This window comes from Streptomyces sp. E11-3 (assembly GCF_046540415.1).
Lineage (GTDB): Bacteria > Actinomycetota > Actinomycetes > Streptomycetales > Streptomycetaceae > Streptomyces.
On sequence record NZ_JAZGRL010000001.1, the window covers coordinates 1,952,485 to 1,977,962 of the forward strand.

The following is a 25,478-nucleotide window of genomic DNA, read 5'->3' on the forward strand; positions in this document are numbered from 1 at the left end:
GGGGCCCTGGGGGGGGGGTGGCCCCCCCCGGGCCCGCGCACCACGGGGCCGATGCGGTGGCGGGGCACCGGCAGGGACGGGGGGCGTACCGGCGCCTCGGTCGGGGCGGTGTCCGTGCGCCGGCGGTGGACCAGTGCGTGCAGCGCCGCGTCCAGGTCCAGGTGCATGCCCTGGATCCAGTCCGCGAGCTCTTCGTGCGCGAAGCGGTATCCGGTGCCCGCGGGGACCAGTACGCCCTCCGTGAGGACCGCGGAGGCCCAGCCCGTGGGCCACGGGAAGAGTGTCTCGAACGACTCCCGGTCGAGCTCGCCCTGTCCGGGCCCCAGCGAGCACCGCGCCGCCTCGTGGAGCTGCCCGGACACCTTCGCCGCGAGCCTGCACACCGCCGTGCCGCGCAGCCGCAGCGGCGCCGCGAGGCGCACCGCGACCCGCAGGCACACCAGGTCCAGATACGCGGTGAAGATCTCGGCACGTCCCGGGCACCCCTCGGGCGCCTCGGGCAGCGCCGCCCTGACCTCGGACAGCAGTCGCAGGGCCAGGGGGTGTCCGGCGACTTCGGGAGCCGCCGCGCCGTCCGGGATGCCGTACCGCGCGCGGGCCCGCGCGGCCTGGGGTTCGGGCAGGTCCGCCAGGTGTACGCAGGCGGGGAGCCGCCCGGCGTCGTCGCCCGCGTACCGGTCGTCCTGCGCGTACAGGTCGTGCCCCGCGTACAGCAGGCCGGGCGGGAAGTGCGCCCCGGCCTGTTCCCAGTAGGCGGACCGGCAGGCCACGACCAGCCTGGCGCCCGTACCCAGCAGCCAGTCGGCCGTGCCCGCGGTCCACTCGGCCAGCCGGTGGGCCAGGACGGGCGGCATCTCCTCGGGGCAGTCGAGCAGCAGGAGCAGCGGCCGCCCCGCGTCCCTGGCCAGCCGGGCCACCCGGTCAGGCCCGATGTCACCCAGGGCGTGTGCCGGACGTCCCTCGTCGCCGCACTCCCTGGGCTCCGAGGCCGCGACGATGCGCCCGGCGTCTTCCAGCGCCCGCGCCACCGCGTCCGCGATCGAGGCGTCGTCGGCGCGCAGTCCCGCACCGCGCAGCCAGACGGTGGGGGCGGGCTCGGCGCCTTCGGCGCGGCGGGCGGCCAAGGCGGCCAGTTCGGTCGTACGGCCCGTGCCGGGGTCGCCGACCAGGGCGAGTACGTACGCGGACGAGGCGAGGAAGTCCGCGAACTCCCGGACCACGTCCGGCCGTTCCGCCGGGAGCTGCCCGGGACCGGCCGTCCTCGCCGGCCCGTCCGCCGCGTCGCGCGGGCCGTCGGACCCCACCGATGTGGCGGTCAGCTGCAGCGCGCCGGCCAGGTTCAGGTCGCGCCCGTACGCGGGGACGGTGGCGGCGTTGCGGCGCAGCAGCTGGTCGAGTGGGCCGTCGGGGTACGCCGCCGCGGCCTCCCGCAGCGGTACCGCGAAGCCCGCGGCGGCCCGGTGTCCGGCCTGGAGCGCGGTGCCGAGTACCGCGAGCACCGCACCCGTGGCGACGTCCAGGACCGGCCCTCCGGCCGCCCCGCTGCCGAGCCGCAGCGCGTCGCTGCCATCGGTGCCGATCGCCAGTTCCACGGCGGCCGGGACGAGGTGGAAGCGGTCGGTCGCGGTGTACGTCACGGAGGTGTCGGTGCCCAGCACCCGCGCCTCGCGCCAGCCGCGCGCGGCGATCCGCACATAGGCGCCGGTCTCCAGGCCCGCCCGCACGGTGACGGGCAGCGGCCGCACCCCGAGCCCTTCGGCGCGTACGAGCGCGAGGTCGGTCTCGGGCAGCGGGGTGACCGCGTCGGCACCGACGACGCCGGTGCGGCCGTCGGGGCCGTGCAGCACCAGGCGGGCGAGTCCGTCGACGGCCTCATGGCTGGTGATCAGGGTGCCGAGCTCGTCCGCGGCGAACGCGGTCCCGCGCGGCCGCCCGGCCAGATCGCAGATCCGTACCAGCGCCTCCCGGTCCACGTCCCCGGTCCGGGAGTCCTTAGCCGCCATCGTCGAACCTCCCCGCCACACCCCGCTCCTACCGACCGTAGATCGATCATGATCAGCGGGACAGAAGGCGAACCGGATGCGCCCCCAAAGCACCCCGGCTTCGCTCCAAGCGCCTGCCCAAAGGGGTGAACAGGCGGGGTGTGGCGAGTGGACGGCGCCAGGGCCTGGGCACCGTCAGGCCGCAGTACCGTCAGGCCCTGAGCACCGTCAGGCGAAGACGGCCAGGCTCTTGGCCTTCCCGCGCTGCCCCTCGACCAGCGCGAGGAACTGCCCGTCGGGCCCGAACACCGCGACCGCGCGCCCGGAGCCGTACTCCTCGGGCAGCTCGATCCGTACGCCGTTCAGCAGCAGCCGGCCCCGCTTCTCGTCGACGTCCCAGCGCGGGAACGCCGCAGCGGCCGCCTCGGCGACCGGCATCACGGCCAGCTCCTCCTGGTGCTGGTCCAGGGTGCGGGCCGCGTCCAGCTTGTACGGGCCGACCCGGGTGCGCCGCAGCGCGGTGAGGTGGCCGCCGACACCCAGGTCCGCGCCCAGGTCGCGGGCGAGGGCGCGGATGTACGTACCGGACGAGCAGACCACCGAGACGACCAGGTCGAGTACCGGGGTGCCGTCCTCGGCGACCGCGTCCCGGACGTCGTACACCGTGAAGGACGAGACGGTGACCGGGCGAGCCGGGATCTCGAAGTCCTCGCCCTCCCGGGCGCGCTTGTAGGAGCGCTTGCCGTCGATCTTGATCGCGCTGACCTTGGACGGCACCTGCATGATGTCGCCGCTCAGCTTGGCGATCCCGGCGTCGATGGCGGTCCGGGTGACCCTGGAGGCGTCGGCCGACGAGGTGATGTCGCCCTCGGCGTCGTCGGTCAGGGTGTTCTGGCCGAGCCGGATGGTGCCGAGGTACTCCTTCTCGGTCAGCGCCAGGTGGCCGAGCAGCTTGGTGGCCCGCTGGACGCCGAGTACCAGGACTCCGGTCGCCATCGGGTCGAGCGTCCCCGCGTGTCCGACGCGCCGGGTCCTGGCGATCCCGCGCATCTTGGCGACGACGTCGTGCGAAGTGAAGCCGGACGGCTTGTCGACGATGACAAGTCCGTCCGGCGTGGTGCTCTGCTGGCTCATTCGGCGGCGTCGCCCCTGGACTCTGCGTCGGCTTCGTCTTCGTCCTCGCCCGGCTTGCGGTACGGGTCCGCGTCACCGGCGTACGCGGCGCCCGACGACGCCTCGCGCACCTTGGCGTCGGAGGCGCGTGCCTTGTCGAGGAGGTTCTCGATGGTCTTCGCGGTCTCCGGCAGGGCGTCGGCCACGAAGGCCAGCGTCGGGGTGAACTTCACGCCCGCCGCCGCGCCCACCGCGGAGCGCAGGACGCCCTTGGCGCTCTCCAGGCCCGCGGCGGCGCTCGCCCGGTCCTCGTCGTCGCCGTAGACCGTGTAGAAGACGGTCGCCTCCCGCAGGTCACCGGTGACCCGGGTGTCGGTGATGGTCACATGCGAACCGAGGCGCGGGTCCTTGATGCCGCGCTGCAGCTTCTCGGCGACCACCTCCCGGATGAGGTCCGCCAGCTTCTTCGCCCGCGCGTTGTCGGCCACTGGTCCGTCTCCCTCTTTCTTACTGTTCAGCTGTTCTGCTGTGCAGTGCTGCTCTTGAGTCTGTTACGTCCGACAAGTCCGCTGACAAGCCTGACAAGCCTGGCAAGTCCGTTGACCGCGGTCAGTCGTCTTCGTCGCCGTGGAACCGCCGTCGTACCGACAGCAGCTCCACTTCCGGCCGGGCGGCGACCAGCCGCTCACACCGGTCCAGTACGTCCCTGAGGTGCCCGGCGTCCCCCGAGACCACCGCGAGGCCGATCTCGGCCCTTCGATGGAGGTCCTGGTCACCCACCTCCGCCACACTCACCGCGTACTTGCGCTGGAGTTCGGCGACGATCGGGCGGACGACAGAGCGTTTCTCCTTCAGCGACCGTACGTCGCCGAGAAGCAGATCGAAGGACAGTGTCCCCACATACATGCTCATCCGGATGACCCGCCGGTACGGGATCGGCGCCCCGCCAACCGCTTGGCAGGGACATCCAAACCGTACACGCAACGGGCGGGGCCGATCGACGGGAATTTCTCCCGCCGACCGGCCCCGGTCCGGCTTGCTTCAGCCGCTATGAGCTACTCGGGTTACCGAGTGCTCAGCCGCGCGGCTTCTCGCGCATCTCGTACGTCGCGATGACGTCGTCGACCTTGATGTCGTTGAAGTTCCCGAGGTTGATACCACCCTCGAAGCCTTCGCGGATCTCGGTGACGTCGTCCTTGAAGCGACGCAGTCCGGAGATGTTGAGGCTCTCCGCGATGACCTTGCCATCGCGCAGCAGGCGCGCCTTGGTGTTGCGCTTGACCTCGCCGGAGCGGACCAGCACACCGGCGATGTTGCCCAGCTTGGACGAGCGGAAGACCTCGCGGATCTCCGCCGTACCGAGCTCGACCTCTTCGAACTCCGGCTTGAGCATGCCCTTGAGGGCCGCTTCGATCTCCTCGATCGCCTGGTAGATGACCGAGTAGTAGCGGACGTCCACACCCTCGCGGTCGGCCATCTGCGCGGCACGCCCTGCGGCGCGCACGTTGAAGCCGATCACGATGGCGTCGGAGCCCATCGCCAGGTCGATGTCCGACTCGGTGACGGCACCCACACCGCGGTGCAGGATGCGGATGTCGACCTCTTCGCCGACGTCGAGCTGGAGCAGCGAGGACTCGAGAGCCTCCACCGAACCGGACGCGTCGCCCTTGATGATGATGTTGAGGTCCTGCACCAGGCCGGCCTTGAGCACCTTGTCGAGGTCCTCGAGGGACACCCGGCGGGTGCGCTTGGCGAACGCGGCGTTGCGCTCACGGGCGGCACGCTTCTCGGCGATCTGACGGGCCGTACGGTCCTCGTCGACGACCAGGAAGTTGTCGCCGGCGCCCGGGACGTTGGTGAGACCGAGGACGAGGACCGGGGTCGAGGGACCCGCCTCTTCGACGTTCTCGCCCTTGTCGTCGAGCATCGCGCGAACGCGGCCGTACGCGTCACCGGCGACCATCGTGTCACCGACGCGCAGCGTGCCTCGCTGGACCAGGACGGTCGCGACGGCGCCGCGGCCCTTGTCCAGGTGGGCCTCGATCGCGATGCCCTGCGCGTCCTGCTCCGGGTTGGCCCGCAGGTCGAGCGAGGCGTCCGCGGTGAGGACCACGGCCTCCAGCAGAGAGTCGATGTGCAGACCCTCCTTGGCGGAGATGTCGACGAACATGGTGTCGCCGCCGTACTCCTCGGCCACCAGACCGAACTCGGTGAGCTGACCGCGCACCTTGGTCGGGTCGGCGCCCTCGACGTCGATCTTGTTGACCGCGACCACGATCGGCACGTCGGCCGCCTTGGCGTGGTTCAGCGCCTCGATCGTCTGGGGCATCACACCGTCGTTGGCCGCCACCACGAGGATCGCGATGTCGGTCGACTTGGCACCACGGGCACGCATGGCGGTGAACGCCTCGTGACCCGGGGTGTCGATGAAGGTGATGCGACGCTCTTCTTCGTTGACCTCGGTCGCGACCTGGTACGCACCGATGTGCTGCGTGATGCCGCCGGCCTCGCCCGCGACGACGTTCGTCTTGCGGATGGCGTCGAGCAGTCGGGTCTTACCGTGGTCGACGTGACCCATGACGGTCACTACCGGCGGACGCGCGACGAGGTACTCCTCGCCACCCTCGTCCTCGCCGAACTCGATGTCGAACGACTCGAGGAGCTCGCGGTCCTCCTCCTCGGGGCTGACGATCTGAACCTCGTAGTTCATCTCGCCGCCGAGCAGGTGCAGCGTCTCGTCCGAGACGGACTGCGTGGCCGTGACCATCTCGCCGAGGTTCATCATCACGGCGACGAGCGACGCCGGGTTGGCGTTGATCTTCTCCGCGAAGTCGGTGAGCGAGGCACCGCGCGACAGGCGAACCATCTCGCCGTTGCCGCGAGGCAGCATCACGCCGCCGACCGACGGGGCCTGCATGGCCTCGTACTCCTGGCGCCTCTGCCGCTTCGACTTACGGCCACGACGCGCGGGACCACCGGGACGGCCGAAGGCGCCCTGTGTGCCACCACGGCCACCGGGGCCACCGGGACGGCCACCGAAGCCGGGACGACCGCCGAAGCCGCCGCCACCACCGGGACGGCCACCGCCGCCACCGAAGCCGCCGCCGCCACCGGGACGACCGCCACCGCCGCCACCGGGACCACCGGGACGACCGGCGAAGCCGGGACGAGCGCCGCCGGCACCACCGGGACGACCGCCGCCACCCGGGCCGCGGCCACCGCCGCCACCAGGGCCGCCACCGGGACGCGGACCCGCGGCCGGACGCTGCGGCATCATGCCGGGGTTGGGACGGTTACCGCCGCCGGGACGCGGGCCGGCCGCGCCGCCCTGCGGACGGGGCATGCCACCCGGAGTCGGACGGCCGGCCTGGCCGCCCTGACCCTGCGGACGGGGAGCACCCTGGCCGCCGCCCTGCGGGCGCGGGCCGGGAGCGCCACCGGGGCCGCCAGGTCCACCGGGACGGGGTGCGCCACCGGGACGGGGCGCCTGGGGGCGCGCCATGCCCGTGGAGCCACCGGAGGTGAAGGGGTTGTTGCCCGGACGCGGGCCGGTCGGACGACCGCCGCCACCGGGACGCGGGGCACGCTCGCCACCGGGGCGCGGAGCACGCTCGCCGCCGGGACGGGCCTGGCCCTGACCACCCTGGCCGGGGGCCGGACGGCCACCGGGCCTGGGCGCGCCGGGACGGGCACCGGTCGGCTTCGGGGCCGACGGGGCCGCGGGGGGCGCCGTGAACTCGGNCCGGGCGCGGGTCTGTCGGTGGCGCGCCAGAGATTGGTCCCCCACCCCGCCCCTTCCCGAAAGGCCTCGCCGGCCGGGGGCTCACAGATGTCCTCAATCGCCGGACGGGCTCCATTGGAGCCCGTCCGGCGATTGAGGACTTTCGGGAAGGGGCGGGGTGGGGGCTGATTCCCTGACCCGCACCCCCACCGGCGCGCGGTCGACCGCTACAACCAGGACGCCAGTTCGAGCAGCGGCTCGGCCTGGCGGGTGCGGCCCGCGCGCAGGGCACGTGTCGCCGCCTCCGTCGCGCGGAACAGCGTCCATCCCCGCAGCCGCTCCCGGTCGACCTCCAGCGAGTCCGCCAGCTTCCCCACCCGACGGCGAGCCGTGGCCGCGCCGCTGCTGGCCGCGACCAGATCGTCAAGCCGGTCCAGGACCAGCCGCGCCAGATCGTAGGCGCGCTCACCGACGACCGGGTCGGGCCCGACCGCCAGCCAGGGCGTCCGGTCACCGGAGAGCACCTTGCCCTGCCGGAAGTCGCCGTGCAGCAGAAACGCCTCGGCGGAGTCGGCGACGAGCGCGGACCGGGCCGACAGGGCCGCGTCGACCAGCGGCCGCACGGCGTCGTCAGCCACAGACCCCATCGCCGCGGCGAGCCGGGACGTCCGTACGTCGACCGTCTCGAAGGCGTGGGCGGCGGGCGGCGCGACCCACAGCCGCCGCACCGTACCCGCCGCCTCAAGCAGCGCCTTCGCCTCCGCCAGCGACCGCAACGAGACATCGGCATGCAGCCGTTCCAGGAGCAGCGCGTCGTCGCCGTGCTCCAGCAACTGGCACGCCCCCCAGCCGTCCCAGTGGGCAAGCGCCGCCGCCTCCAGCGCGGGCCGCGCAGCGGGCGGGGCGAGCTTCAGGACGGCGGGTGTGCCGTCCGGCTGCCGTACGAGGACGACGAGGCTGGAGCGGCCACCGGGGGAGTGCACCCGCTCGACGGTCAGGCCGCGCCGGGCGACGGCCTCCTCGGCGGCCTGAGGCAGCTTCGCCAGCCACTCGGCCGTGTCGCCGCCGCGCTCGTGCTCGGTGCTCCCGCCGTCCGGCGACTCGCCGAGCGCCTGGACGAGGAGCTGCGGCGGTTCGAAAGCCATGCGTGCGTAGTTCCTTTCGCCCTGCTCAGGTCTGCGAGGTCGCGGCGGTACTCGGGTCTGCCGCGCGGTCGGCGGGCCGTGCGATGAGCCCAGGGAAGGTTACGCCGCCGCCGGGCACCGCACCGTGCCCGGACCGCCGTCCGCTCATGTCCCCGGTGCCGCGGCGCTGGTCGGGCCGGTCGTGCCGTCGGTCGCCGCCTCGGCGGACCGCTCGGCGAGCCCAGGGAAGGCTACGCCGCTGCCCCGCCACCGCACCGCCCGCACCGCCGACTCGCGCAGCGCGTCTGCGGCGGCCCGGCGCCGCTCGCCGTCCGCCGCGCGGACGAGATCCGCGTACACCCCGGCGACCCGGTCCTCCAGCTCGGCGGCGAGTCGCACCGCGGCGGCCGAGTCCGGCACGGGGAACGGCAGCGCGTAGCCAGGGGCCGCGGGCTCGGGCTCTTCGCCGAGGCCCCGCACGGTGCGCCGCAGCGCGTCCCGCCGGGCGCGGTGGGCGTTGTACGCGGCGCGTGCCTCGCCCTCGCGGTCCTTGCCGATCCGGCCGCCGACGACTCCGTAGCCGTACACCGCGGCGTGCTCCGCGCGCAGTGCCGCCTGGTAGGCGGCGGTCAGTGCTTCGCTCATCGCCCCGCCTCGGTCAGCAGATACACGTGTGCGTCGCCCGCGGCCGCGACCGAGGCCAGCAGCCTGGCCTGCTCGCCCGGCAGGTCCAGGAGCGCCGTGCGGCGCGCGTCGGCCAGCTTGCGCTCGGCCGCGGCCAGCTGGGACAGGGCCTCCTTCTCGCCGGTGGGTACCGGTACCGAGGAGCTGGGCGAGGGTGTCGCGGAGCCGGACGGCGCGGGAGTGCTCCGCGGTACGCCGCCGAACGCCTTCGCGTGCTGCCTGGCCGCCGCCCGCAGCGGCCGCAGGCGGTCCGCGAGCGCCGGGTGCGCCGCGATCACCGCGGTGTACCGGTCGGCCAGCTCGGCGCTGTCCCGTGCGACACGCGCGCGTGCCCGTTCGGTCGCCCCGGAGCGCTTGTCCGCCGATGCGCCGGGCGTGTCGTCGGTACAGCCCGCGAGCAGTACGGCACCGGCCGCCCCGGCCAGCAGACTCCTTCGGCGTGGCCCGCTGCGGGCACGTCGGATACGCGACGACAGGGTGAACGGCACGGCAGGCGTCCTCGCAAGACTCACAAGACCCGAAAGTCGGGAAGGTCGGGAAGGTCGGGAAGGCGGGGTGGGCGCGAGTGACGACCGCGGGCGCCCGTGATCACCGTACCCCTCGCCGGCAGACGGGCAGTGGACGGCAACACCCTGTGCGACCGGATACCCTTTGACCTGACACGCGACGAAACCACAACAGCACACGCGGCCGAGGAGTCACCCGGATGAGCACCACCCAGAGCGAGAGGCTGCGCGGGCTACTGGAACCGCTCGTCAGCTCCAAGGATCTGGATCTCGAAGAGGTCACCGTGACCCCGGCCGGTAAACGACGTGTGCTCAGCGTCGTGGTGGACGCCGACGGCGGTGTGCACCTCGACACCTGTGCCGAGCTCAGCCGCGAGATCTCCGAGAAGCTGGACGAGACGGATGCCATGGGCTCCGGCGAGTACGTACTCGAAGTGACCTCGCCCGGCGCCGACCGCCCGCTGACCCAGCACCGCCACTACGTCCGCGCCGTCGGCCGCCTGGTGAAGTTCCAGCTGACCCCTGAAGCGGGTCCCGGCGAGCTGGTCGCGCGCATCCTGAAGGTGGACGAGGAAGGCCTCGACCTCGAGGTGCCCGGCGTGAAGGGCCGTAAGGCCACCGCCCGGCGGATCGCCTTCGCGGACATCGCGAAGGCGCGTGTGGAGATCGAGTTCAACCGTAAGAACAAGAACGAAGAGGAGGCGTAGCCGTGGACATCGACATGAGTGCCCTGCGGGGTCTGGTCCGGGAGAAGGAGATCTCCTTCAACCTGCTGGTCGAGGCGATCGAGGCAGCCCTCCTCATCGCCTACCACCGCACCGAGGGAAGCCGCCGCCACGCGCGCGTGGAGCTCAACCGGGAATCCGGTCATGTGACGGTGTGGGCGAAGGAGGACCCCGAGGACCTCGACGGTCTCGAAGAGGGCGCCGCGCCCCGCGAGTTCGACGACACCCCCTCCGGATTCGGCCGGATCGCCGCGACCACCGCCAAGCAGGTCATCCTGCAGCGGCTGCGGGACGCGGAGGACGACGCGACGCTCGGCGAGTACGCGGGCCGTGAGGGCGACATCGTCACCGGTGTCGTCCAGCAGGGTCGCGACCCGAAGAACATCCTGGTCGACATCGGCAAGCTCGAGGCGATCCTGCCGGTGCAGGAGCAGGTTCCCGGCGAGGAGTACCAGCACGGGATGCGGCTGCGCTCGTATGTCGTGCGCGTGGTCAAGGGCGTACGCGGCCCCTCGGTCACTCTTTCGCGTACCCACCCGAACCTGGTGAAGAAGCTCTTCGCGCTCGAGGTTCCGGAGATCGCCGACGGTTCGGTCGAGATCGCGGCCATCGCCCGCGAGGCCGGCCACCGCACCAAGATCGCGGTCCGCTCGACCCGCTCAGGACTGAACGCCAAGGGCGCCTGCATCGGCCCGATGGGCGGCCGGGTGCGCAATGTCATGGCCGAGCTCAACGGCGAGAAGATCGACATCGTCGACTGGTCGGACGACCCGGCCGACATGGTGGCGCACGCGCTGTCCCCGGCCCGGGTCAGCAAGGTCGAGGTCGTCGACCTGGCGGCCCGCTCGGCCCGGGTGACCGTCCCCGACTACCAGCTGTCACTGGCGATCGGCAAGGAAGGGCAGAACGCCCGGCTCGCCGCCCGGCTGACCGGCTGGCGCATCGACATCCGCCCGGACACCGAGCCGGGCGAGGGCGACGGCGACCGCGGCCGGGACCACTGAGACCGGCGACCGGAACCCCTCAGACCCCTTCCGGGACCACTGAGACCCGCTGCCGGGACCACTGAGATCAAGACGACATCCGTTCGATTCATCACCCAATGGGGTGAGGTCGGTGCGGGGAGGTAGACTTAAGCGTGTCTGGCCGGACGCATGCCCGTGCATGCCCTGAGCGAACCTGTGTGGGATGCCGGGAGCGGGCGGCCAAAAGCGATCTGCTGCGGGTCGTGATGATCGAGGGTGTATGTGTCCCCGATCATCGCGGTACGCTGCCCGGCCGGGGTGCTTATGTACACCCCGCCCTGGTCTGTCTCGATCTGGCGGTCCGCCGCCGGGCGTTTCTCCGGTCGTTCCGCGTCCGGGGTCCGCTCGACACCGCGGATCTGAGCCGGTTCGTCGAGCAGGCGACACCGTAAGACGTGCCGTACGGAACCCCGTGCGGCCCTGGTACCCCGCGAGTTGGAAGTAGGTCGAGATTGCGATGAGCACTCGATGAGCACGCGATGAGTACGCCCATGAAGTAGCGACGGTCCGGCGTAACCCGGACCTAAAAGGAGCGAAGTGGCTAAGGTCCGGGTATACGAACTCGCCAAGGAGTTCGGGGTGGAGAGCAAGGTCGTCATGGCCAAGCTCCAAGAACTCGGTGAATTCGTCCGTTCGGCGTCTTCGACGATCGAGGCGCCCGTAGTACGCAAGCTGACCGACGCTTTGCAGGGACCCGGCGGCAATGCCGGCAAGTCCCCTGCCAAGCCCGCGCCGCGCAAGCCGGCGCCCAAGCCGGCGTCGCCGTCGGCTCCGTCCCCCGCGCAGGTCGCCAGGCCTGCCGCACCCAAGCCCGCGCCGGCGCCCAAGCCCGCCGCGGCTGAGAAGCCCGCGCCCGCAGCCCCTGCGGCCCCCGCGGCACCCGGCCCCCGTCCGGGTCCGAAGCCCGCGCCCAAGCCCGCCCCGGCGGCTCCGGCGCAGCNATCAGCCCCCACCCCGCCCCTTCCCGAAAGTCCTCAATCGCCGGACGGGCTCCAATGGAGCCCGTCCGGCGATTGAGGACATCTGTGAGCCCCCGGCCGGCGAGGCCTTTCGGGAAGGGGCGGGGTGGGGGACCAATCTCTGGCGCGCCACCGACAGACCCGCGCCCGGCGCCGGCCGTCAGGCCGTCAGGCCGTCAGGCCGTCAGGCCGTCAGGCCGTCAGGCCGTCAGGCCGTCAGGCCGTCAGGCCGTCAGGCCGTCAGGCCGTCAGGCCGTCAGGCCGTCAGGCCGTCAGGCCGTCAGGCCGTCAGGCCGTCAGGCCGTCAGGCCGTCAGGCCGTCAGGCCGTCAGGCCGTCAGGCCGTCAGGCCGTCAGGCCGTCAGGCCGTCAGGCCGTCAGGCCGTCAGGCCGTCAGGCCGTCAGGCCGTCAGGCCGTCAGGCCGTCAGGCCGTCAGGCCGTCAGGCCGTCAGGCCGTCAGGCCGTCAGGCCGTCAGGCCGTCAGGCCGTCAGGCCGTCAGGCCGTCAGGCCGTCAGGCCGTCAGGCCGTCAGGCCGTCAGGCCGTCAGGCCGTCAGGCCGTCAGGCCGTCAGGCCGTCAGGCCGTCAGGCCGTCAGGCCGTCAGGCCGTCAGGCCGTCAGGCCGTCAGGCCGTCAGGCCGTCAGGCCGTCAGGCCGTCAGGCCGTCAGGCCGTCAGGCCGTCAGGCCGTCAGGCCGTCAGGCCGTCAGGCCGTCAGGCCGTCAGGCCGTCAGGCCGTCAGGCCGTCAGGCCGTCAGGCCGTCAGGCCGTCAGGCCGTCAGGCCGTCAGGCCGTCAGGCCGTCAGGCCGTCAGGCCGTCAGGCCGTCAGGCCGTCAGGCCGTCAGGCCGTCAGGCCGTCAGGCCGTCAGGCCGTCAGGCCGTCAGGCCGTCAGGCCGTCAGGCCGTCAGGCCGTCAGGCCGTCAGGCCGTCAGGCCGTCAGGCCGTCAGGCCGTCAGGCCGTCAGGCCGTCAGGCCGTCAGGCCGTCAGGCCGTCAGGCCGTCAGGCCGTCAGGCCGTCAGGCCGTCAGGCCGTCAGGCCGTCAGGCCGTCAGGCCGTCAGGCCGTCAGGCCGTCAGGCCGTCAGGCCGTCAGGCCGTCAGGCCGTCAGGCGGGCGATCGCCTCCGCGACCGGGAGTTCCTCCCGGTCACCCGTGCGGCGGTCCTTCAGCTCGACGACACCCTCCGCCGTGCGACGGCCCGCGACCAGGATGGTCGGAACGCCGATCAGTTCCGCGTCGGTGAACTTGACGCCCGGCGAGACCCCGGCCCGGTCGTCGACCAGGACGCGCACGCCCGCCGCGGCGAGCTGCTCGGCGACGGACAGGGCCAGTTCCGTCTGCGCGGCCTTGCCGGCCGCGACGATGTGGACGTCGGCCGGGGCGACCTCACGGGCCCAGCACAGGCCCTTCTCGTCGGCGGACTGCTCGGCCAGCGCGGCCACCGCGCGGGAGACGCCGATGCCGTACGAGCCCATCGTGACCCGGACCGGCTTGCCCTGCTGGCCCAGCACGTCGAGCTGGAAGGTGTCGGCGTACTTGCGGCCGAGCTGGAAGATGTGGCCGATCTCGATCGCGCGGTCGAGCTTCAGGCCGGTGCCGCAGGAGGGGCACGGGTCGCCCTCGGCGACGACGACCACGTCGAGGTAGTCGTCGACCTCGAAGTCGCGGCCGCAGACCACGTTGCGGGCGTGTGTGTCGGGCTTGTTGGCGCCGGTGATCCAGGCGGTGCCGGGCGCGACCCGCGGGTCGGCGATGTAGCGGACCTTCTCCAGGCCCTGCGGGCCGACATAGCCGCGTACCAGGTCGGGCCGGTCGGTGAAGTCGTCGGCCGTGACGAGCTCGACCGTGGCCGGAGCGAGGTGCTCGGCGAGCTTGCCGAGGTCCACCTCGCGGTCGCCGGGGACGCCGACCGCGACGATCTCGCCGTCGACCTTGACCAGGAGGTTCTTGAGCGTGGCCGATGCCGGTACGCCGAGGTGCTCGGCGAGGGTCTCGATGGTCGGCGTGTCGGGGGTGTCCAGGTCCTCGACGGGGCCGTGCGCGGAGCCGTCGACCGGGGCCAGCGCGAAGGTGACGGCCTCGGTGTTCGCCGCGTAGTCGCAGGCGGGGCAGTCCGCGAAGGTGTCCTCACCGGCGGGGGCCGGGGCGAGGAACTCCTCCGACGCCGAGCCGCCCATCGCGCCCGAGACCGCCGAGCAGATGCGGTAGTCCAGGCCCAGGCGCTTGAAGATCTTCTGGTACGCCTCGCGGTGCAGGGCGTACGACTCGGCCAGGCCCTCGTCGCTCGTGTCGAAGGAGTACGAGTCCTTCATCTGGAACTCGCGGCCGCGCAGCACGCCGGAGCGCGGACGGGCCTCGTCGCGGTACTTCGTCTGGATCTGGTACAGGATCACCGGCAGGTCCTTGTAGGACGTGCACTGGTCCTTGACGGTCTGTGTGAAGACCTCTTCGTGGGTGGGGCCCAGGAGGTGGTCGGCGCCCTTGCGGTCCTTGACGCGGAAGAGCAGGTCGCCGTACTCGTCCCAGCGGCCGGACGCCTCGTACGGCTCCTTGGGGAGCAGGGCGGGCAGCAGGACCTCCTGGCCGCCGATGGCGTCCATCTCCTCGCGGACCACGCGCGAGACGTTGTCCAGGACCTTCTTGCCGAGCGGCAGCCAGGACCAGATGCCTGCGGCGTTACGGCGTACGTAGCCGGCGCGGACCAGCAGCTTGTGGCTGAGCGTCTCGGCGTCTGCCGGGTCATCGCGCAGTGTCTTGATCATCAAGCGGGACATGCGCTGGACCTGGGCCATGGTGAACTCCTGCGTGGAAAGCGTCGACTGCTCAGGAGGTTAACCGGGTCGCGGGCCCGGGCGGAAATCAGTTGCCGGGACGGCGGGCTCCGGGAGCCCTTCCAGGGTGCCCCTGACGGCGGCGCAGCGGCAGTGGGGCGCCCATCACGGCGTACGGGCTGGGGGCGCTCGGGAAGCGGACCTGGCGGGCCAGGTCGGTGTAGCCGAGCGAGTGGTAGAGGCCGCGGGCGGGGCTGTCGGTGTCGATCGCGGAGAGGATCGAGCGGGGCTCGGGGACCGGGTCGGTGATGTTGGTGATCAGGCTGCGTCCGACGCCGCGGTTCTGGAAGCCGGGGTGGACGTGCAGCTCGGTGATGACGAAGGAGTCGTCGAGCCAGTCCTCGTGGCCGCGGCTGCGCAGATAGGGCTCGACGACCGTGGACCACCAGTGGCCGCGGTCGTTCGGCATGCCGTAGACGAACCCGGCCAGGCGGCCGTCGTGGGTGGTGGCGCCGAGGGCGCGGGCGCCCGGCTGGCTCATGTGCCGCAGCACGATCTGGCGGCGTACGCCGACCTCGTCGTGGCTGAGCCCGAAGGCGACGGCCTGCACGGCCAGGGCCTCGTCCACGCGCGCGGCGAGGTCGAGCGGCGCGATCACGATGTCGTCCGGGGAGCGGCGGCCTCCGGGAAAGCTCAGCATGCCGGGGAGACTACCTCTGGCGCGCCACACAGGGACGGCTCCTGGCCCGGCGCCCGCCACTGGGCGCCCAGAACAGGACGTTCAGCACGGGACGATCAGAACAGGACAGCCAGAACAGAACAGCCAGCACAGGACAGCCAGCACAGGACAGCCAGCACAGGACGGTCAGAACAGCACACTCATGAACGCGCCGACCTCTTCGAAGCCGACGCGGCGGTACGCGGCTCTGGCAGCGGTGTTGTAGTCGTTCACGTAGAGGCTGGCCACCGGCGCCACATCGGCGAGCGCGTAGCGCAGCACCGCGGCCATACCGGCCTCCGAGAGCCCTCGCCCGCGGTACTCGGGCGCCACCCAGACGCCCTGGATCTGGCAGGCCGTGGGGGTCGCCGCGCCGATCTCCGCCTTGAACACGACCTGGCCGGTGTCCGGGTCGATACGGGCGAACGAGCGCCCCGCGCCGACCAGCTCGGCGACCCTGGCCTGGTAGAGGAGCCCGCCGTCACCGGCGAGCGGCGAGACGCCGACCTCCTCGGTGAACATCGCCACGCAGGCAGGCATGATCACGTCCATCTCGTCCTTGCGGACGCGGCGGACGTACGGGTCGGGAGCGATGTCGGCCGACATCCGGTCGGTGACCATGAGGGGCTGGTGGGCGCGGACCTCGCGGGCCGGGCCCCAGCCTGGTTCGAGCAGCTGCCAGAGCAGGGCGGTGGGCTCGGCGGGGCCGACGATCGACGAGCAGCGGCGGCCTGACCTGCGGGCCCGGTCGACGAAGGCGCGTACGGCGTCGGGGGTCGCGCAGATCGGGACGAGGTTCGCCCCCGCGTAGCACAGGGAGCGCAGTCGGCCGTTCGCGTACCAGCCCCACATCTCGCCGCCGAGCCGCCAGGGGTCGAGCCCCGCGACCAGGACGCGCGATGTGACGAAGGCGTTCGCGACGGGGTCGCGCTCGAGGATCTCGAGTGCCGCGTCGAGGTCTCCGGGTTCGAGAACCCTGGTCGTCATCTGCGTCAACACTGGGGCCGCTCCACCACTCCTTACGGGCAACGCCGTGCGTCGCTGATCTGCTGGCACTGTACCCGGAGCTGCCGGAACGCACGTCAAAGGACCGGGACCCACAGCTTGGGTGGGTTCCGGTCCTTTGGTGCGTACGGTGTGCCGCTTGGTGTGTACGGTGTGCCGCTCGCTGGGCGCTGTGTGCCGCGCGGGGCGGTTCAGCTGACGGAGACCTCGGGCTCGCCGGAGGGGATGCCGTCGCGTTCCATCTGTTCGGCGATCTTCATGGCCTCGTCGATCAGGGTCTCCACGATCTTCGACTCCGGCACGGTCTTGATGACCTCACCCTTCACGAAGATCTGCCCCTTGCCGTTGCCCGAGGCCACCCCCAGGTCCGCCTCCCGCGCCTCACCCGGACCATTCACGACACAGCCCATCACCGCGACCCGCAGCGGCACCTCCATGCCGTCCAGACCCGCCGTGACCTCCTCAGCCAGCTTGTAGACGTCCACCTGCGCCCGCCCGCACGACGGACACGACACGATCTCCAGACGCCGCTGCTTGAGGTTCAACGACTCCAGGATCTGCATCCCGACCTTGACCTCCTCGGCCGGCGGCGCCGACAGCGACACCCGGATCGTGTCCCCGATCCCCTCACTCAGCAGCGCCCCGAACGCGACGGCCGACTTGATGGTGCCCTGGAACGCCGGACCCGCCTCGGTCACCCCCAGATGCAGCGGATAGTCGCACTGGGCGGCCAGCTGCCGGTAGGCGTTGACCATCACCACCGGATCGTTGTGCTTCACCGAGATCTTGATGTCGCGGAAGCCGTGCTCCTCGAACAGGGAGCACTCCCACAGCGCGGACTCGACCAGCGCCTCCGGGGTGGCCTTGCCGTACTTCTGCAGCAGCCGTGCGTCCAGCGACCCGGCGTTGACCCCGATCCGGATCGGCGTGCCGCTCGCCGACGCGGCCTTGGCGATCTCCTTGACCTTGTCGTCGAACTGCTTGATGTTGCCCGGGTTCACCCGCACCGCCGCACACCCGGCATCGATCGCCGCGAACACGTACTTGGGCTGGAAGTGAATGTCGGCGATCACCGGGATCTGCGACTTGCGCGCGATCGTCGCCAGCGCGTCCGCGTCATCCTGCGTCGGACACGCCACCCGCACGATCTGACACCCCGACGCCGTCAGCTCCGCGATCTGCTGCAACGTCGCCCCGATGTCGGACGTCCGGGTCGTGGTCATCGACTGCACCGACACCGGCGCGTCCCCGCCCACGGCCACCGACCCGACCTGGATCTGCCGCGAACGGCGACGCTCGGCGAGCTTGGTCGGTACGGACGGCATTCCCAGAGAAATCGCAGTCATCTGCTGTGCAACCCCAAGGTGTGGATCAAGGTCCCGGTATCGGCGGGCTCCAGGCTTCGAGATTACGCCACGGCCGAGCCACCAGGCACACCGCACCGCCAAACCCACCCAATGGGGGCGGCCGGGCACCCTTGGGTGTCCGGCCGCCGTGAACTCCGTACGGTCAGGAGATCTTCACCGGGTTAACGACGTCGGCGATCAGGACCAGGATCGTGAAGCAGATGAAGATCCCGGCCACCACATAGGCGACGGGCATCAGCTTCGCGACGTCGAACGGGCCCGGGTCGGGCCGCTTGAAGAGCCGGGCCAGCTTGCGCCGGACGGACTCCCACAGGGCGCCCGCGATATGGCCGCCGTCCAGGGGCAGCAGCGGCAGCATGTTGAACAGGAAGAGCGAGAGGTTGAAGCCCGCGACGAGGAACAGCATCATCGCGATCTGGTTCTCCGGCGGGATGTCCAGCGTGAACACCTCACCTCCGACCCGGGCCGCGCCGACCACGCCCATCGGGGAGTCCTGCTTGCGCTCGCCGTCGCCGAAGGCCGCGTCCCACAGGTCGGGGACCTTGGACGGGAGGGCGATCAGCGCGTCGAAGCCGTTCTCCATGATGGTGCCCATGCGGTCCACGGAGTCGGTGAAGGACTGCTCGACGATGCCGGAGGCCGGGGTGAAACCGAGGAAGCCCGCGTAGACGTACTCGCCCTCGACATAGCCGCCGTCGCCGTCGGTCTTGCTGACCTGGTTCTTGATCAGGCTGGCCTTCAGGTCCTTCTCGACGCCGTCGCGCTCGACGGTGATGGTGGCCGGGCCGACCGTCTCGCGGATACGGGACTGCAGCGTCGACCAGTCGTCGACCTTCGTCCCGTTGAACGCGACGATCTTGTCGCCCGCCTCCAGTCCCGCGGCCTTGGCGGGTGCGGGCTTGTCGCCCTTCTCGCAGGTGGAGCGGTTCTCGCTCTGCTGGATAACGCAGTCCGAGACCCGGCCGACGGTGGTGGTCTGCTCGTTCCAGCCGAAGGTCATCAGTACGCCGAGGAAGATCGCGACGGCGAGGATGAGGTTCATGAAGGGGCCGGCGAACATCACGATGACGCGCTTCCACGGCTTGCGCGTGTAGAACAGCCGCTTCTCGTCGCCGGGCTGGAGCTCCTCGAACGCCGCCGAGCGGGCGTCCTCGATCATGCCGCGCCAGGGCGAGGTCGAGCGGGCCTCAAGGCGCCCGTCGGGCCCCGGCGGGAACATCCCGATCATGCGGATATAGCCGCCGAGCGGGATCGCCTTGACGCCGTACTCGGTCTCGCCCTTCTTGCGCGAGAAGATCGTCGGGCCGAAGCCGACCATGTACTGCGGCACTCGGATGCCGAACAGCTTCGCGGTGCTCAGATGCCCCAGCTCGTGCCAGGCGATCGAGAACAGCAGCCCGACCACGAAGACGACTATGCCGAGGATCATCATCAAGGTCGTCATGCACGAGCCTCCGCGGTGTCTTGCGTCGTCGTCGATTCAGCCGTGGCCCCGGCCGCGAGGCCGGCCAGCTCACGGGCCCGGGCACGTGCCCAGGTCTCCGCATCGAGGACGTCCGCGACCGTCAGGGAAGTTCCCGTACGCGGGGTGCCGTGTTCGGTGACGACCTCGGTGACGGTCTCCATGATGCCGTTGAACGGCAGCCTGCCGGCGAGAAAGGCGTCGACACACTCCTCGTTCGCCGCGTTGAACACGGCGGGGGCGGTGCCCCCGAGCTCGCCGACGTGCCGGGCGAGTGAGACCGAGGGGAAGGCCTCGGTGTCGAGTGGGAAGAACTCCCAACTGGACGCCTTGGACCAGTCGAAGGCGGGGGCCGCGTCCGGGACCCGCTCGGGCCAGCCGATACCGATCGCGATCGGTCCCCGCATGTCCGGCGGGGTGGCCTGCGCCAGGGTCGAGCCGTCGGTGAACTCGACCATGGAGTGCACGTAGGACTGGGGGTGGACGACCACCTCGATGCAGTCGAAGGGGATGTCGTAGAGCAGGTGCGCCTCGATGACCTCCAGGCCCTTGTTGACCAGGGTCGCGGAGTTCACGGTGATCACCGGGCCCATCGCCCAGGTGGGGTGGGCGAGCGCGTCCTTGGGTGTGACGTCCGCCAGCTCCGCCTTCGTACGTCCTCTGAAGGGGCCGCCGGACGCGGTGACGACGAGTTTGCGCACATCGGCGCGGGTCCCCGAGGCCAGCGCCTGGAAGAGCGCGGCGTGCTCGGAGTCGACCGGGATGATCTGTCCTGGCTTGGCCAGCGCCTTGACCAGCGGCCCGCCGACGATCAGCGACTCCTTGTTGGCCAGGGCCAGGGTGCGTCCGGCCTCCAGGGCGGCCAGCGTCGGGGCGAGACCGATGGAGCCGGTGATGCCGTTCAATACGGTGTGGCAGTCGCTCGCGGCGAGCTGGGTCGCGGCGTCGGGTCCTGCCAGGATCTCGGGGAGCGGCTCGGTGCCGTACTGCACGGCGAGTGCCTCGCGCAGCGCCGGTACGACGTCCTCGCGGGCGACCGCGACCGTACGCACCCGCAGCCGCCTGGCCTGCTCGGCCAGCAGGTCGACCCGGCCGCCGGCCGCGGAGAGTGCGGTGACCCGGAAGCGGTCGGGATTGCGCAGGACCAGGTCGATGGCCTGGGTGCCGATCGATCCCGTGGAGCCGAGTACCACGATGTCCCGCGGGCCTTCGGCGGGATCGAAGACCAGATGCGGGTCGGCGAGAGGGGCAGGCATGTCGCTCATCCCCCCATTGTTGCCGCAACCGCTCGGCGATCCGACCCCGCGTCCCCGCTGTTGACCGGGGAGCGGGCGTGCGAGAGGCCCGGCGACGGGGTTGCCGGGCCTCTCCAGGCGCGGTGCGTACCGGGCGGGTTCGGCGCCTGACCGGGCGGTTACCTCACGTTTGCCTGGCCACGTGCACGTCGACTGACCCGGCTGACCTGCTCGTCCGGCTGGGGTCCGGGGGTTGTCCCCCGGGAGAACGCAGTCAGCGGATGGGGCGGTGGACGTTCTCCTTCTTGGCCGGGCCCGGTGTGGCGTCCGCGATCCAGGGGCCGTCTCCGCTGAGGTCGACGACGCCCTGCTCCAGCCAGGTGTACTGACCGGCGAGCACGCCCTTGACGACCTTGCGGTCCAGGTCGTCGGTGTTGGTCCACAGGCGGTTGAAGAGCTCGTCGATCCTGATCCGGGACTGGCGGCAGAAGATGTCCGCGAGCTGGTAGGCCGCGCGGCCGTGGTCCTCGGTGGTACGGAGGAGTTCCGCCCGTACGCAGGCGGCGCTCATGGCGAAGAGCTCCGCCCCGATGTCGACGATCCGGCCCAGGAAGCCCTGTTTGGTCTCCATCCGGCCCTGCCAGCGGGACATGGCGTAGAAGGTGGAGCGGGCGAGCTTGCGCGAGGTGCGTTCGACGTAGCGCAGATGGCCCGAGAGGTCCCGGTGGCCCGGTGGGTGGAACTCGCCGTAGGTGCGCGGGAGCTGGCCGGGTCCCGCGACCAGTTTGGGCAGCCAGCGGGCGTAGAAGCCACCGGCCCGCGCGCCTGCCCTGGCCTTGTCGCCCAGTGACTTGTCCGGGTCGATGAGGTCGCCGGCGACCTTGAGGTGGGCGTCGACGGCCTCGCGGGCGATCAGCAGGTGCATGATCTCGGTGGAGCCCTCGAAGATGCGGTTGATCCTGAGGTCGCGCAGGATCTGCTCGGCGGGTACGGCGCGTTCGCCGCGCGCGGCCAGCGAGTCGGCGGTCTCGAAGCCGCGGCCGCCGCGGATCTGGACCAGTTCGTCGGCGATCAGCCAGGCCATCTCGGAGCCGTAGAGCTTGGCCAGCGCGGCCTCGATCCGGATGTCGTTGCGGTCCTCGTCGGCCATCTGCGAGGAGAGGTCGAGTACCGCCTCCAGGGCGAAGGTGGTCGCCGCGATGAAGGAGATCTTGGCGCCGACCGCCTCGTGCTCGGCGACCGGGCGGCCCCACTGCTCGCGGACGGACGACCACTCGCGGGCGATCTTCAGGCTCCACTTTCCGGCGCCGACGCACATCGCGGGCAGCGAGAGGCGGCCGGTGTTGAGGGTGGTGAGGGCGATCTTGAGGCCCGCGCCCTCGGGGCCGATGCGGTTCGCGGCGGGCACCCTGACCTGGTGGAAGCGGGTGACGCCGTTCTCCAGGCCGCGCAGGCCCATGAAGGCGTTGCGGTTCTCGACGGTGACGCCGTCGGCCGCCGCCTCGACGACGAAGGCGGTGATGCCGCCCTTGTGGCCTTCGGAGCGGGGTACCCGGGCCATGACCACCAGCAGGTCGGCGACGACGCCGTTGGTGGTCCACAGCTTCACGCCGTCCAGCAGGTAATCGTCGCCGTCCGGGACGGCGCTGGTCGCAAGCCGGGCCGGGTCGGAGCCCACGTCCGGCTCGGTGAGCAGGAAGGCCGAGATGTCGGTACGGGCCAGGCGCGGCAGGAAGGTGTCCTTCTGCTCCTGGGTGCCGAAGAGCTTCAGCGGCTGCGGTACGCCGATGGACTGGTGGGCCGAGAGCAGGGCGCCGATGGCGGGGTTGGCGGAGCCGACCAGGGCGAGGGCCTTGTTGTAGTACACCTGGGTGAGGCCGAGGCCGCCGTACTTGGTGTCGATCTTCATGCCGAGCGCGCCGAGCTCCTTGAGGCCGTTGACCACCTCGTCGGGGATCTTGGCCTCGCGCTCGATCCGCGCCCCGTCGATCTTCGTCTCGCAGAAGTCGCGGAGCTTGGCCAGGAACTCCTCGCCGCGCTGGGCGTCCTCGTCGGCGGGGAGCGGATGCGGGTGGATCAGATCGATCCGGAAGCGGCCGAGGAACAGCTCCTTGGCGAAGCTCGGCTTCTGCCAGTCCTGTTCGCGCGCGGCCTCGGCCACCTGGCGGGCCTCGCGCTCGGAGACCTTGGACGGCGGGTGCGAAGGGGAGGAAGGGGAGGGCTGCGCGGGCTGGGAGGAGGGTGTGGCGGACATGAGGAGCTCACCTCGCCGCTAGGGGGTCGACGGAACCGGCCGGACTGTCGGTTACCAACCAGTGCTACTCGGTAGTTCGTTGGTACCCGATTCCGCCCTTTCGCACCAGCCTGCGCGCAGCGGCATTCCCTCGCGAGACGGAAGGTTCAGCCGCCCAGCCGGAAGAGGTTGAGCCGGTAGATCTCCGTCTTGTCCCGGTGGTCGGTCTCCAGGGCGTGGACGAACGCCTTCCGGGCGGCACTGAGAGGGGCGGTCAGCTCGTCCGGGTAGTCGAGGAAGGTACGGCTCTCCAGCAGCCGCGGGCCGGACTCCCAGTCCTCGACCGAGCGGGGGTCGTCGCAGGCCCAGGCCATCCGGGCGGTCATCAGGCTCAGCACGTCATGCTGGTCCTGGGTGTCGACCATGGCCTGGGCCGAGGTGTCGGTGGCCAGCAGCGCGCCGGGAAAGCGGCCGCCGAGGTCGCGTACGAACGACCGCACCTGGCCCTCTTCGAGGAACGGCAGCACGGCCTCCGAGACGAAGAAATACGGTCCGGGGAGCGCCGCGACGCGGTCGTGCCAGGAGGTGTCGAGCACGGATGCGCCGATGAGCGTACGGCGGTCGCTCTCGGTGAAGAAGCGGCGGCGCAGGTCGATGGCGTCCGGGAGGTCGAGTTCCACCCAGTGGGCGGTGCCGTTGTCGGTGCGCTCGAGGGGGGTCCCCCCATGCCCTTCAGGCTATGGGGGAGGGTGTTGAGGCCGCAGCCGAGTTCGACGACGGTGCCGGTCGGGTGGTCGGCGAGGAAGCGGCGCACCCAGTGGTCGTACAGCAGGGTGCGGAAGTTGACGCCGAAGAGGCTGGGCTTGCCGTCGAACTTGGCGAAGTCGTAGGTGAGCGCGTCGACCATCTCCACGGACTTCGGGTCGCGCAGCATGCCGTCGGGGTCGCCGGTCTCCACGGCTCGGCTGTAGAGCGTGATGAGCAAGGTCTCCTGGACGGTGCCGAGTTGGGGTGCGATCTTGCTCATCACGTCCTCCTGCGGGGCGGTCTTCGGGTCGGTCTTCGGGTCAGCCTTCGGGGTTGATCAGGCCTCGCTCGTAGGCGCGGACGAGGCGTTGGGGTACGGCGTACTCGCGGCCCTCGATGTAGACGGACACCAGGGCGGGGGTGCTCGCCTTCCACTGGGCGCGGCGGTGGCGGGTGTTGGAACGGGACATCTTGCGCTTGGGAACGGCCATGCCGTCACTTTACATGAAAACGATTGTCGGTTTCGACTGTTGGCCGCGCCAGGTACTGCCAGGCATACGACAGCGGCCGGAGCCCTGGTGGGAGGCTCCGGCCGCTGTGCTGTGGCGCGTGTGGTTACAGGTCGAGGCCGGTGAGGACCATGACCCGCTCGTACGTGTAGTCGTCCATCGCGTAGCGCACGCCCTCGCGGCCCACGCCGGACTGCTTGGCGCCGCCGTACGGCATCTGGTCCGCGCGGTAGGACGGGACGTCGCCGACGATCACGCCGCCGACCTCAAGGGCGCGGTGGGCGCGGAACGCGGTCTTCGTGTCGTGCGTGAACACGCCCGCCTGCAGGCCGTACTTGGAGGCGTTGACCGCGTCGAAGGCCTCCTGCTCGCCGTTCACCTTCGTGACCGTCAGGACCGGTCCGAAGACCTCCTCGCAGGCGAGGGTGGCATCGGCCGGTACGTCGGTGAGCACGGTCGGCGCGTAGGCGGCGCCGTCGCGCTTGCCGCCGGTGACCAGCTGGGCGCCCGCCTGGACGGCCTCGTCGACCCAGGCCTCGACGCGCTTGGCGGCGTCCTCGTTCACCAGCGGGCCGACCTCGGTCGCGTCGTCCGACGGGTCGCCGGTGACCTGCGCCTCGACCGCCTTGACGATGCGCGGCAGCAGCCGGTCGTGCAGGGACGCGTCGGCGATCACCCGCTGCACGGAGATGCAGGACTGCCCGCCCTGGTAGTTCGAGAAGGTCGCGATGCGGCTCGCGGCCCAGTCCAGGTCGGCGTCCGAGGCGAAGTCGGCGAGGACGACCGCGGCGCCGTTGCCACCGAGCTCCAGGGTGAGGTGCTTGCGCGGCACCGAGTCCATGATCGCGTAGCCGACCTTGTCGGAGCCGGTGAAGGAGATCACCGGGAGGCGCTCGTCCTGGACCAGGGCGGGCATCTTGTCGTTGGCGACCGGCAGGATGCTCCACGCACCGTCCGGGAGCTCGGTCTCGGCGAGCAGCTCGCCGATGATCAGGCCGGAGAGCGGGGTCGCGGGGGCCGGCTTGAGGATGATCGGGGTGCCGACCGCGATCGCCGGGGCGATCTTGTGGGCGCAGAGGTTGAGCGGGAAGTTGAACGGCGCGATGCCGAGCACGACGCCGCGCGGGAAGCGGCGGGTGAGGGCGAGGCGGCCGACGCCACCGGCGTCGGTGTCCAGGCGCTGGGCCTCTCCACCGTTGAAGCGGCGGGCCTCTTCGGCGGCGAAGCGGAACACCGAGACCGCACGGCCGACTTCGCCGCGGGCCCACTTCATGGGCTTGCCGTTCTCGGCGGAGATCAGCTCGGCGATCTCCTCGGTGCGCTCGACGAGCCTGCGCGAGACATGGTCCAGGGCAGCGGCGCGTACGTGGGCGGGGGTGGCCGCGAACTCGTCGCGCACCGCGTAGGCGGCGGCCACGGCCTCCTCGACCTGGGCGTCGGTCGGCACGCTGACGGTGCCGACGGTGCGGCCGTCCCAGGGGGACGTGACGTCGAGAGTGGTCTCACCGGTGGCCTGGCGGCCGGCGAGCCAGAAGGCGTGGGTGGAAGTCATTGTGATTCCCGGCCCTTCCGCGTTGGTTGCTGGGGGTTCTC

Annotated in this window: 20 protein-coding genes and 2 pseudogenes; 4 read left to right on the forward strand and 18 right to left on the reverse strand. The window is 71.4% G+C overall.

Annotated elements, in window-relative coordinates:
- The 8 genes and pseudogenes from U9R90_RS08710 to U9R90_RS08745 all read right to left on the reverse strand — a co-directional run.
- Positions 1–2,003 (reverse strand): annotated as a pseudogene (locus U9R90_RS08710) (serine protease); the annotation flags it as partial.
- A 207-nt stretch (positions 2,004–2,210) separates the two neighbouring features.
- Positions 2,211–3,116 carry a tRNA pseudouridine(55) synthase TruB gene (gene truB, locus U9R90_RS08715; RefSeq protein ID WP_411055818.1) on the reverse strand — a complete coding sequence of 302 codons (906 nt, stop codon included), beginning with the start codon at positions 3,114–3,116 and terminating at the stop codon, positions 2,211–2,213.
- The gene (rbfA, locus tag U9R90_RS08720) at positions 3,113–3,583 is read right to left on the reverse strand and encodes a 30S ribosome-binding factor RbfA (RefSeq protein WP_411055819.1); all 471 of its coding nucleotides are present in this window, start codon (positions 3,581–3,583) and stop codon (positions 3,113–3,115) included. The genes truB and rbfA overlap by 4 nt, the downstream gene beginning before the upstream one ends.
- Positions 3,584–3,704: 121 nt before the next feature.
- A complete protein-coding gene (locus U9R90_RS08725; RefSeq protein WP_411057684.1) occupies positions 3,705–4,001 on the reverse strand; it encodes a DUF503 domain-containing protein in 297 nt (98 codons plus the stop codon).
- A 169-nt stretch (positions 4,002–4,170) separates the two neighbouring features.
- Positions 4,171–7,108, reverse strand: a pseudogene (infB, locus tag U9R90_RS08730) (translation initiation factor IF-2).
- Complete coding sequence (locus U9R90_RS08735; RefSeq protein ID WP_411055820.1) at positions 7,044–7,961, reverse strand: aminoglycoside phosphotransferase family protein; 918 nt, start codon at positions 7,959–7,961, stop codon at positions 7,044–7,046. Before U9R90_RS08735 ends, infB begins: the two are co-directional and overlap by 65 nt.
- Positions 7,962–8,105: 144 nt before the next feature.
- Entirely contained in the window at positions 8,106–8,585 is a 480-nt protein-coding gene (locus tag U9R90_RS08740; protein WP_411055821.1) for a ferritin-like domain-containing protein, read from the reverse strand.
- On the reverse strand, positions 8,582–9,112 hold the full coding sequence (locus tag U9R90_RS08745; protein WP_411055822.1) for a hypothetical protein: 531 nt from the start codon (positions 9,110–9,112) through the stop codon (positions 8,582–8,584). Before U9R90_RS08745 ends, U9R90_RS08740 begins: the two co-directional genes overlap by 4 nt.
- A 218-nt stretch (positions 9,113–9,330) precedes the next feature.
- Here U9R90_RS08745 and rimP point away from each other — a divergent pair, with 218 nt between their 5' ends.
- The 4 genes from rimP (at position 9,331) to U9R90_RS08765 (ending at position 11,897) form a co-directional block, all read left to right on the forward strand.
- Positions 9,331–9,837: a ribosome maturation factor RimP gene (gene rimP, locus U9R90_RS08750; protein WP_411055823.1), complete on the forward strand. Its 507-nt coding sequence runs from the start codon at positions 9,331–9,333 to the stop codon at positions 9,835–9,837.
- 2 nt (positions 9,838–9,839) lie between these two features.
- Positions 9,840–10,859: a transcription termination factor NusA gene (nusA, locus tag U9R90_RS08755; protein ID WP_411055824.1), complete on the forward strand. Its 1,020-nt coding sequence runs from the start codon at positions 9,840–9,842 to the stop codon at positions 10,857–10,859.
- A 134-nt stretch (positions 10,860–10,993) separates the two neighbouring features.
- A complete protein-coding gene (locus U9R90_RS08760; RefSeq protein ID WP_411055825.1) occupies positions 10,994–11,272 on the forward strand; it encodes a YlxR family protein in 279 nt (92 codons plus the stop codon).
- A gap of 145 nt (positions 11,273–11,417) precedes the next feature.
- A complete protein-coding gene (locus tag U9R90_RS08765) occupies positions 11,418–11,897 on the forward strand; it encodes a translation initiation factor IF-2 N-terminal domain-containing protein (protein WP_411055826.1) in 480 nt (159 codons plus the stop codon).
- A 1,038-nt stretch (positions 11,898–12,935) separates the two neighbouring features.
- Here the strand turns inward: U9R90_RS08765 and U9R90_RS08770 are convergent.
- From U9R90_RS08770 to U9R90_RS08815, 10 genes are all read right to left on the reverse strand, one after another.
- Positions 12,936–14,630 carry a proline--tRNA ligase gene (locus U9R90_RS08770; protein ID WP_411055827.1) on the reverse strand — a complete coding sequence of 565 codons (1,695 nt, stop codon included), beginning with the start codon at positions 14,628–14,630 and terminating at the stop codon, positions 12,936–12,938.
- A gap of 67 nt (positions 14,631–14,697) precedes the next feature.
- Positions 14,698–15,309, reverse strand: coding sequence for a GNAT family N-acetyltransferase (locus U9R90_RS08775; RefSeq protein ID WP_411055828.1), 612 nt, complete (start codon positions 15,307–15,309; stop codon positions 14,698–14,700).
- A gap of 165 nt (positions 15,310–15,474) precedes the next feature.
- A complete protein-coding gene (locus U9R90_RS08780; protein WP_411055829.1) occupies positions 15,475–16,326 on the reverse strand; it encodes a GNAT family N-acetyltransferase in 852 nt (283 codons plus the stop codon).
- 197 nt (positions 16,327–16,523) lie between these two features.
- Positions 16,524–17,678, reverse strand: a complete 1,155-nt coding sequence (gene ispG, locus U9R90_RS08785) for a flavodoxin-dependent (E)-4-hydroxy-3-methylbut-2-enyl-diphosphate synthase (RefSeq protein WP_411055830.1) — start codon at positions 17,676–17,678, stop codon at positions 16,524–16,526.
- A gap of 163 nt (positions 17,679–17,841) precedes the next feature.
- Entirely contained in the window at positions 17,842–19,143 is a 1,302-nt protein-coding gene (locus U9R90_RS08790) for a M50 family metallopeptidase (RefSeq protein WP_411055831.1), read from the reverse strand.
- The gene (dxr, locus tag U9R90_RS08795) at positions 19,140–20,426 is read right to left on the reverse strand and encodes a 1-deoxy-D-xylulose-5-phosphate reductoisomerase (protein ID WP_411055832.1); all 1,287 of its coding nucleotides are present in this window, start codon (positions 20,424–20,426) and stop codon (positions 19,140–19,142) included. The genes U9R90_RS08790 and dxr overlap by 4 nt, the downstream gene beginning before the upstream one ends.
- A 244-nt stretch (positions 20,427–20,670) precedes the next feature.
- Positions 20,671–22,650: an acyl-CoA dehydrogenase family protein gene (locus U9R90_RS08800; RefSeq protein WP_411055833.1), complete on the reverse strand. Its 1,980-nt coding sequence runs from the start codon at positions 22,648–22,650 to the stop codon at positions 20,671–20,673.
- A gap of 146 nt (positions 22,651–22,796) precedes the next feature.
- Positions 22,797–23,309: a class I SAM-dependent methyltransferase gene (locus tag U9R90_RS08805; RefSeq protein ID WP_411055834.1), complete on the reverse strand. Its 513-nt coding sequence runs from the start codon at positions 23,307–23,309 to the stop codon at positions 22,797–22,799.
- Positions 23,310–23,696: 387 nt separating this feature from the next.
- On the reverse strand, positions 23,697–23,867 hold the full coding sequence (rpmF, locus tag U9R90_RS08810) for a 50S ribosomal protein L32 (protein WP_411055835.1): 171 nt from the start codon (positions 23,865–23,867) through the stop codon (positions 23,697–23,699).
- Between the two features lie 124 nt (positions 23,868–23,991).
- On the reverse strand, positions 23,992–25,437 hold the full coding sequence (locus tag U9R90_RS08815) for an aldehyde dehydrogenase family protein (protein ID WP_411055836.1): 1,446 nt from the start codon (positions 25,435–25,437) through the stop codon (positions 23,992–23,994).
- Positions 25,438–25,478: the final 41 nt, after the last annotated feature.

Excerpts from the sequence above, each read along its gene's own strand:
- truB (WP_411055818.1), bottom strand. The coding sequence starts at position 3,116 with ATGAGCCAGCAGAGCACCACGCCGGACGGACTTGTCATCGTCGACAAG.
- U9R90_RS08725 (WP_411057684.1), bottom strand. The coding sequence starts at position 4,001 with ATGTATGTGGGGACACTGTCCTTCGATCTGCTTCTCGGCGACGTACGG.
- U9R90_RS08735 (WP_411055820.1), bottom strand. The coding sequence starts at position 7,961 with ATGGCTTTCGAACCGCCGCAGCTCCTCGTCCAGGCGCTCGGCGAGTCG.
- U9R90_RS08740 (WP_411055821.1), bottom strand. The coding sequence starts at position 8,585 with ATGAGCGAAGCACTGACCGCCGCCTACCAGGCGGCACTGCGCGCGGAG.
- rimP (WP_411055823.1), top strand. The coding sequence starts at position 9,331 with ATGAGCACCACCCAGAGCGAGAGGCTGCGCGGGCTACTGGAACCGCTC.
- U9R90_RS08770 (WP_411055827.1), bottom strand. The coding sequence starts at position 14,630 with ATGGCCCAGGTCCAGCGCATGTCCCGCTTGATGATCAAGACACTGCGC.
- U9R90_RS08775 (WP_411055828.1), bottom strand. The coding sequence starts at position 15,309 with ATGCTGAGCTTTCCCGGAGGCCGCCGCTCCCCGGACGACATCGTGATC.
- ispG (WP_411055830.1), bottom strand. The coding sequence starts at position 17,678 with ATGACTGCGATTTCTCTGGGAATGCCGTCCGTACCGACCAAGCTCGCC.
- U9R90_RS08790 (WP_411055831.1), bottom strand. The coding sequence starts at position 19,143 with ATGACGACCTTGATGATGATCCTCGGCATAGTCGTCTTCGTGGTCGGG.
- dxr (WP_411055832.1), bottom strand. The coding sequence starts at position 20,426 with ATGAGCGACATGCCTGCCCCTCTCGCCGACCCGCATCTGGTCTTCGAT.
- U9R90_RS08800 (WP_411055833.1), bottom strand. The coding sequence starts at position 22,650 with ATGTCCGCCACACCCTCCTCCCAGCCCGCGCAGCCCTCCCCTTCCTCC.
- rpmF (WP_411055835.1), bottom strand. The coding sequence starts at position 23,867 with ATGGCCGTTCCCAAGCGCAAGATGTCCCGTTCCAACACCCGCCACCGC.
- U9R90_RS08815 (WP_411055836.1), bottom strand. The coding sequence starts at position 25,437 with ATGACTTCCACCCACGCCTTCTGGCTCGCCGGCCGCCAGGCCACCGGT.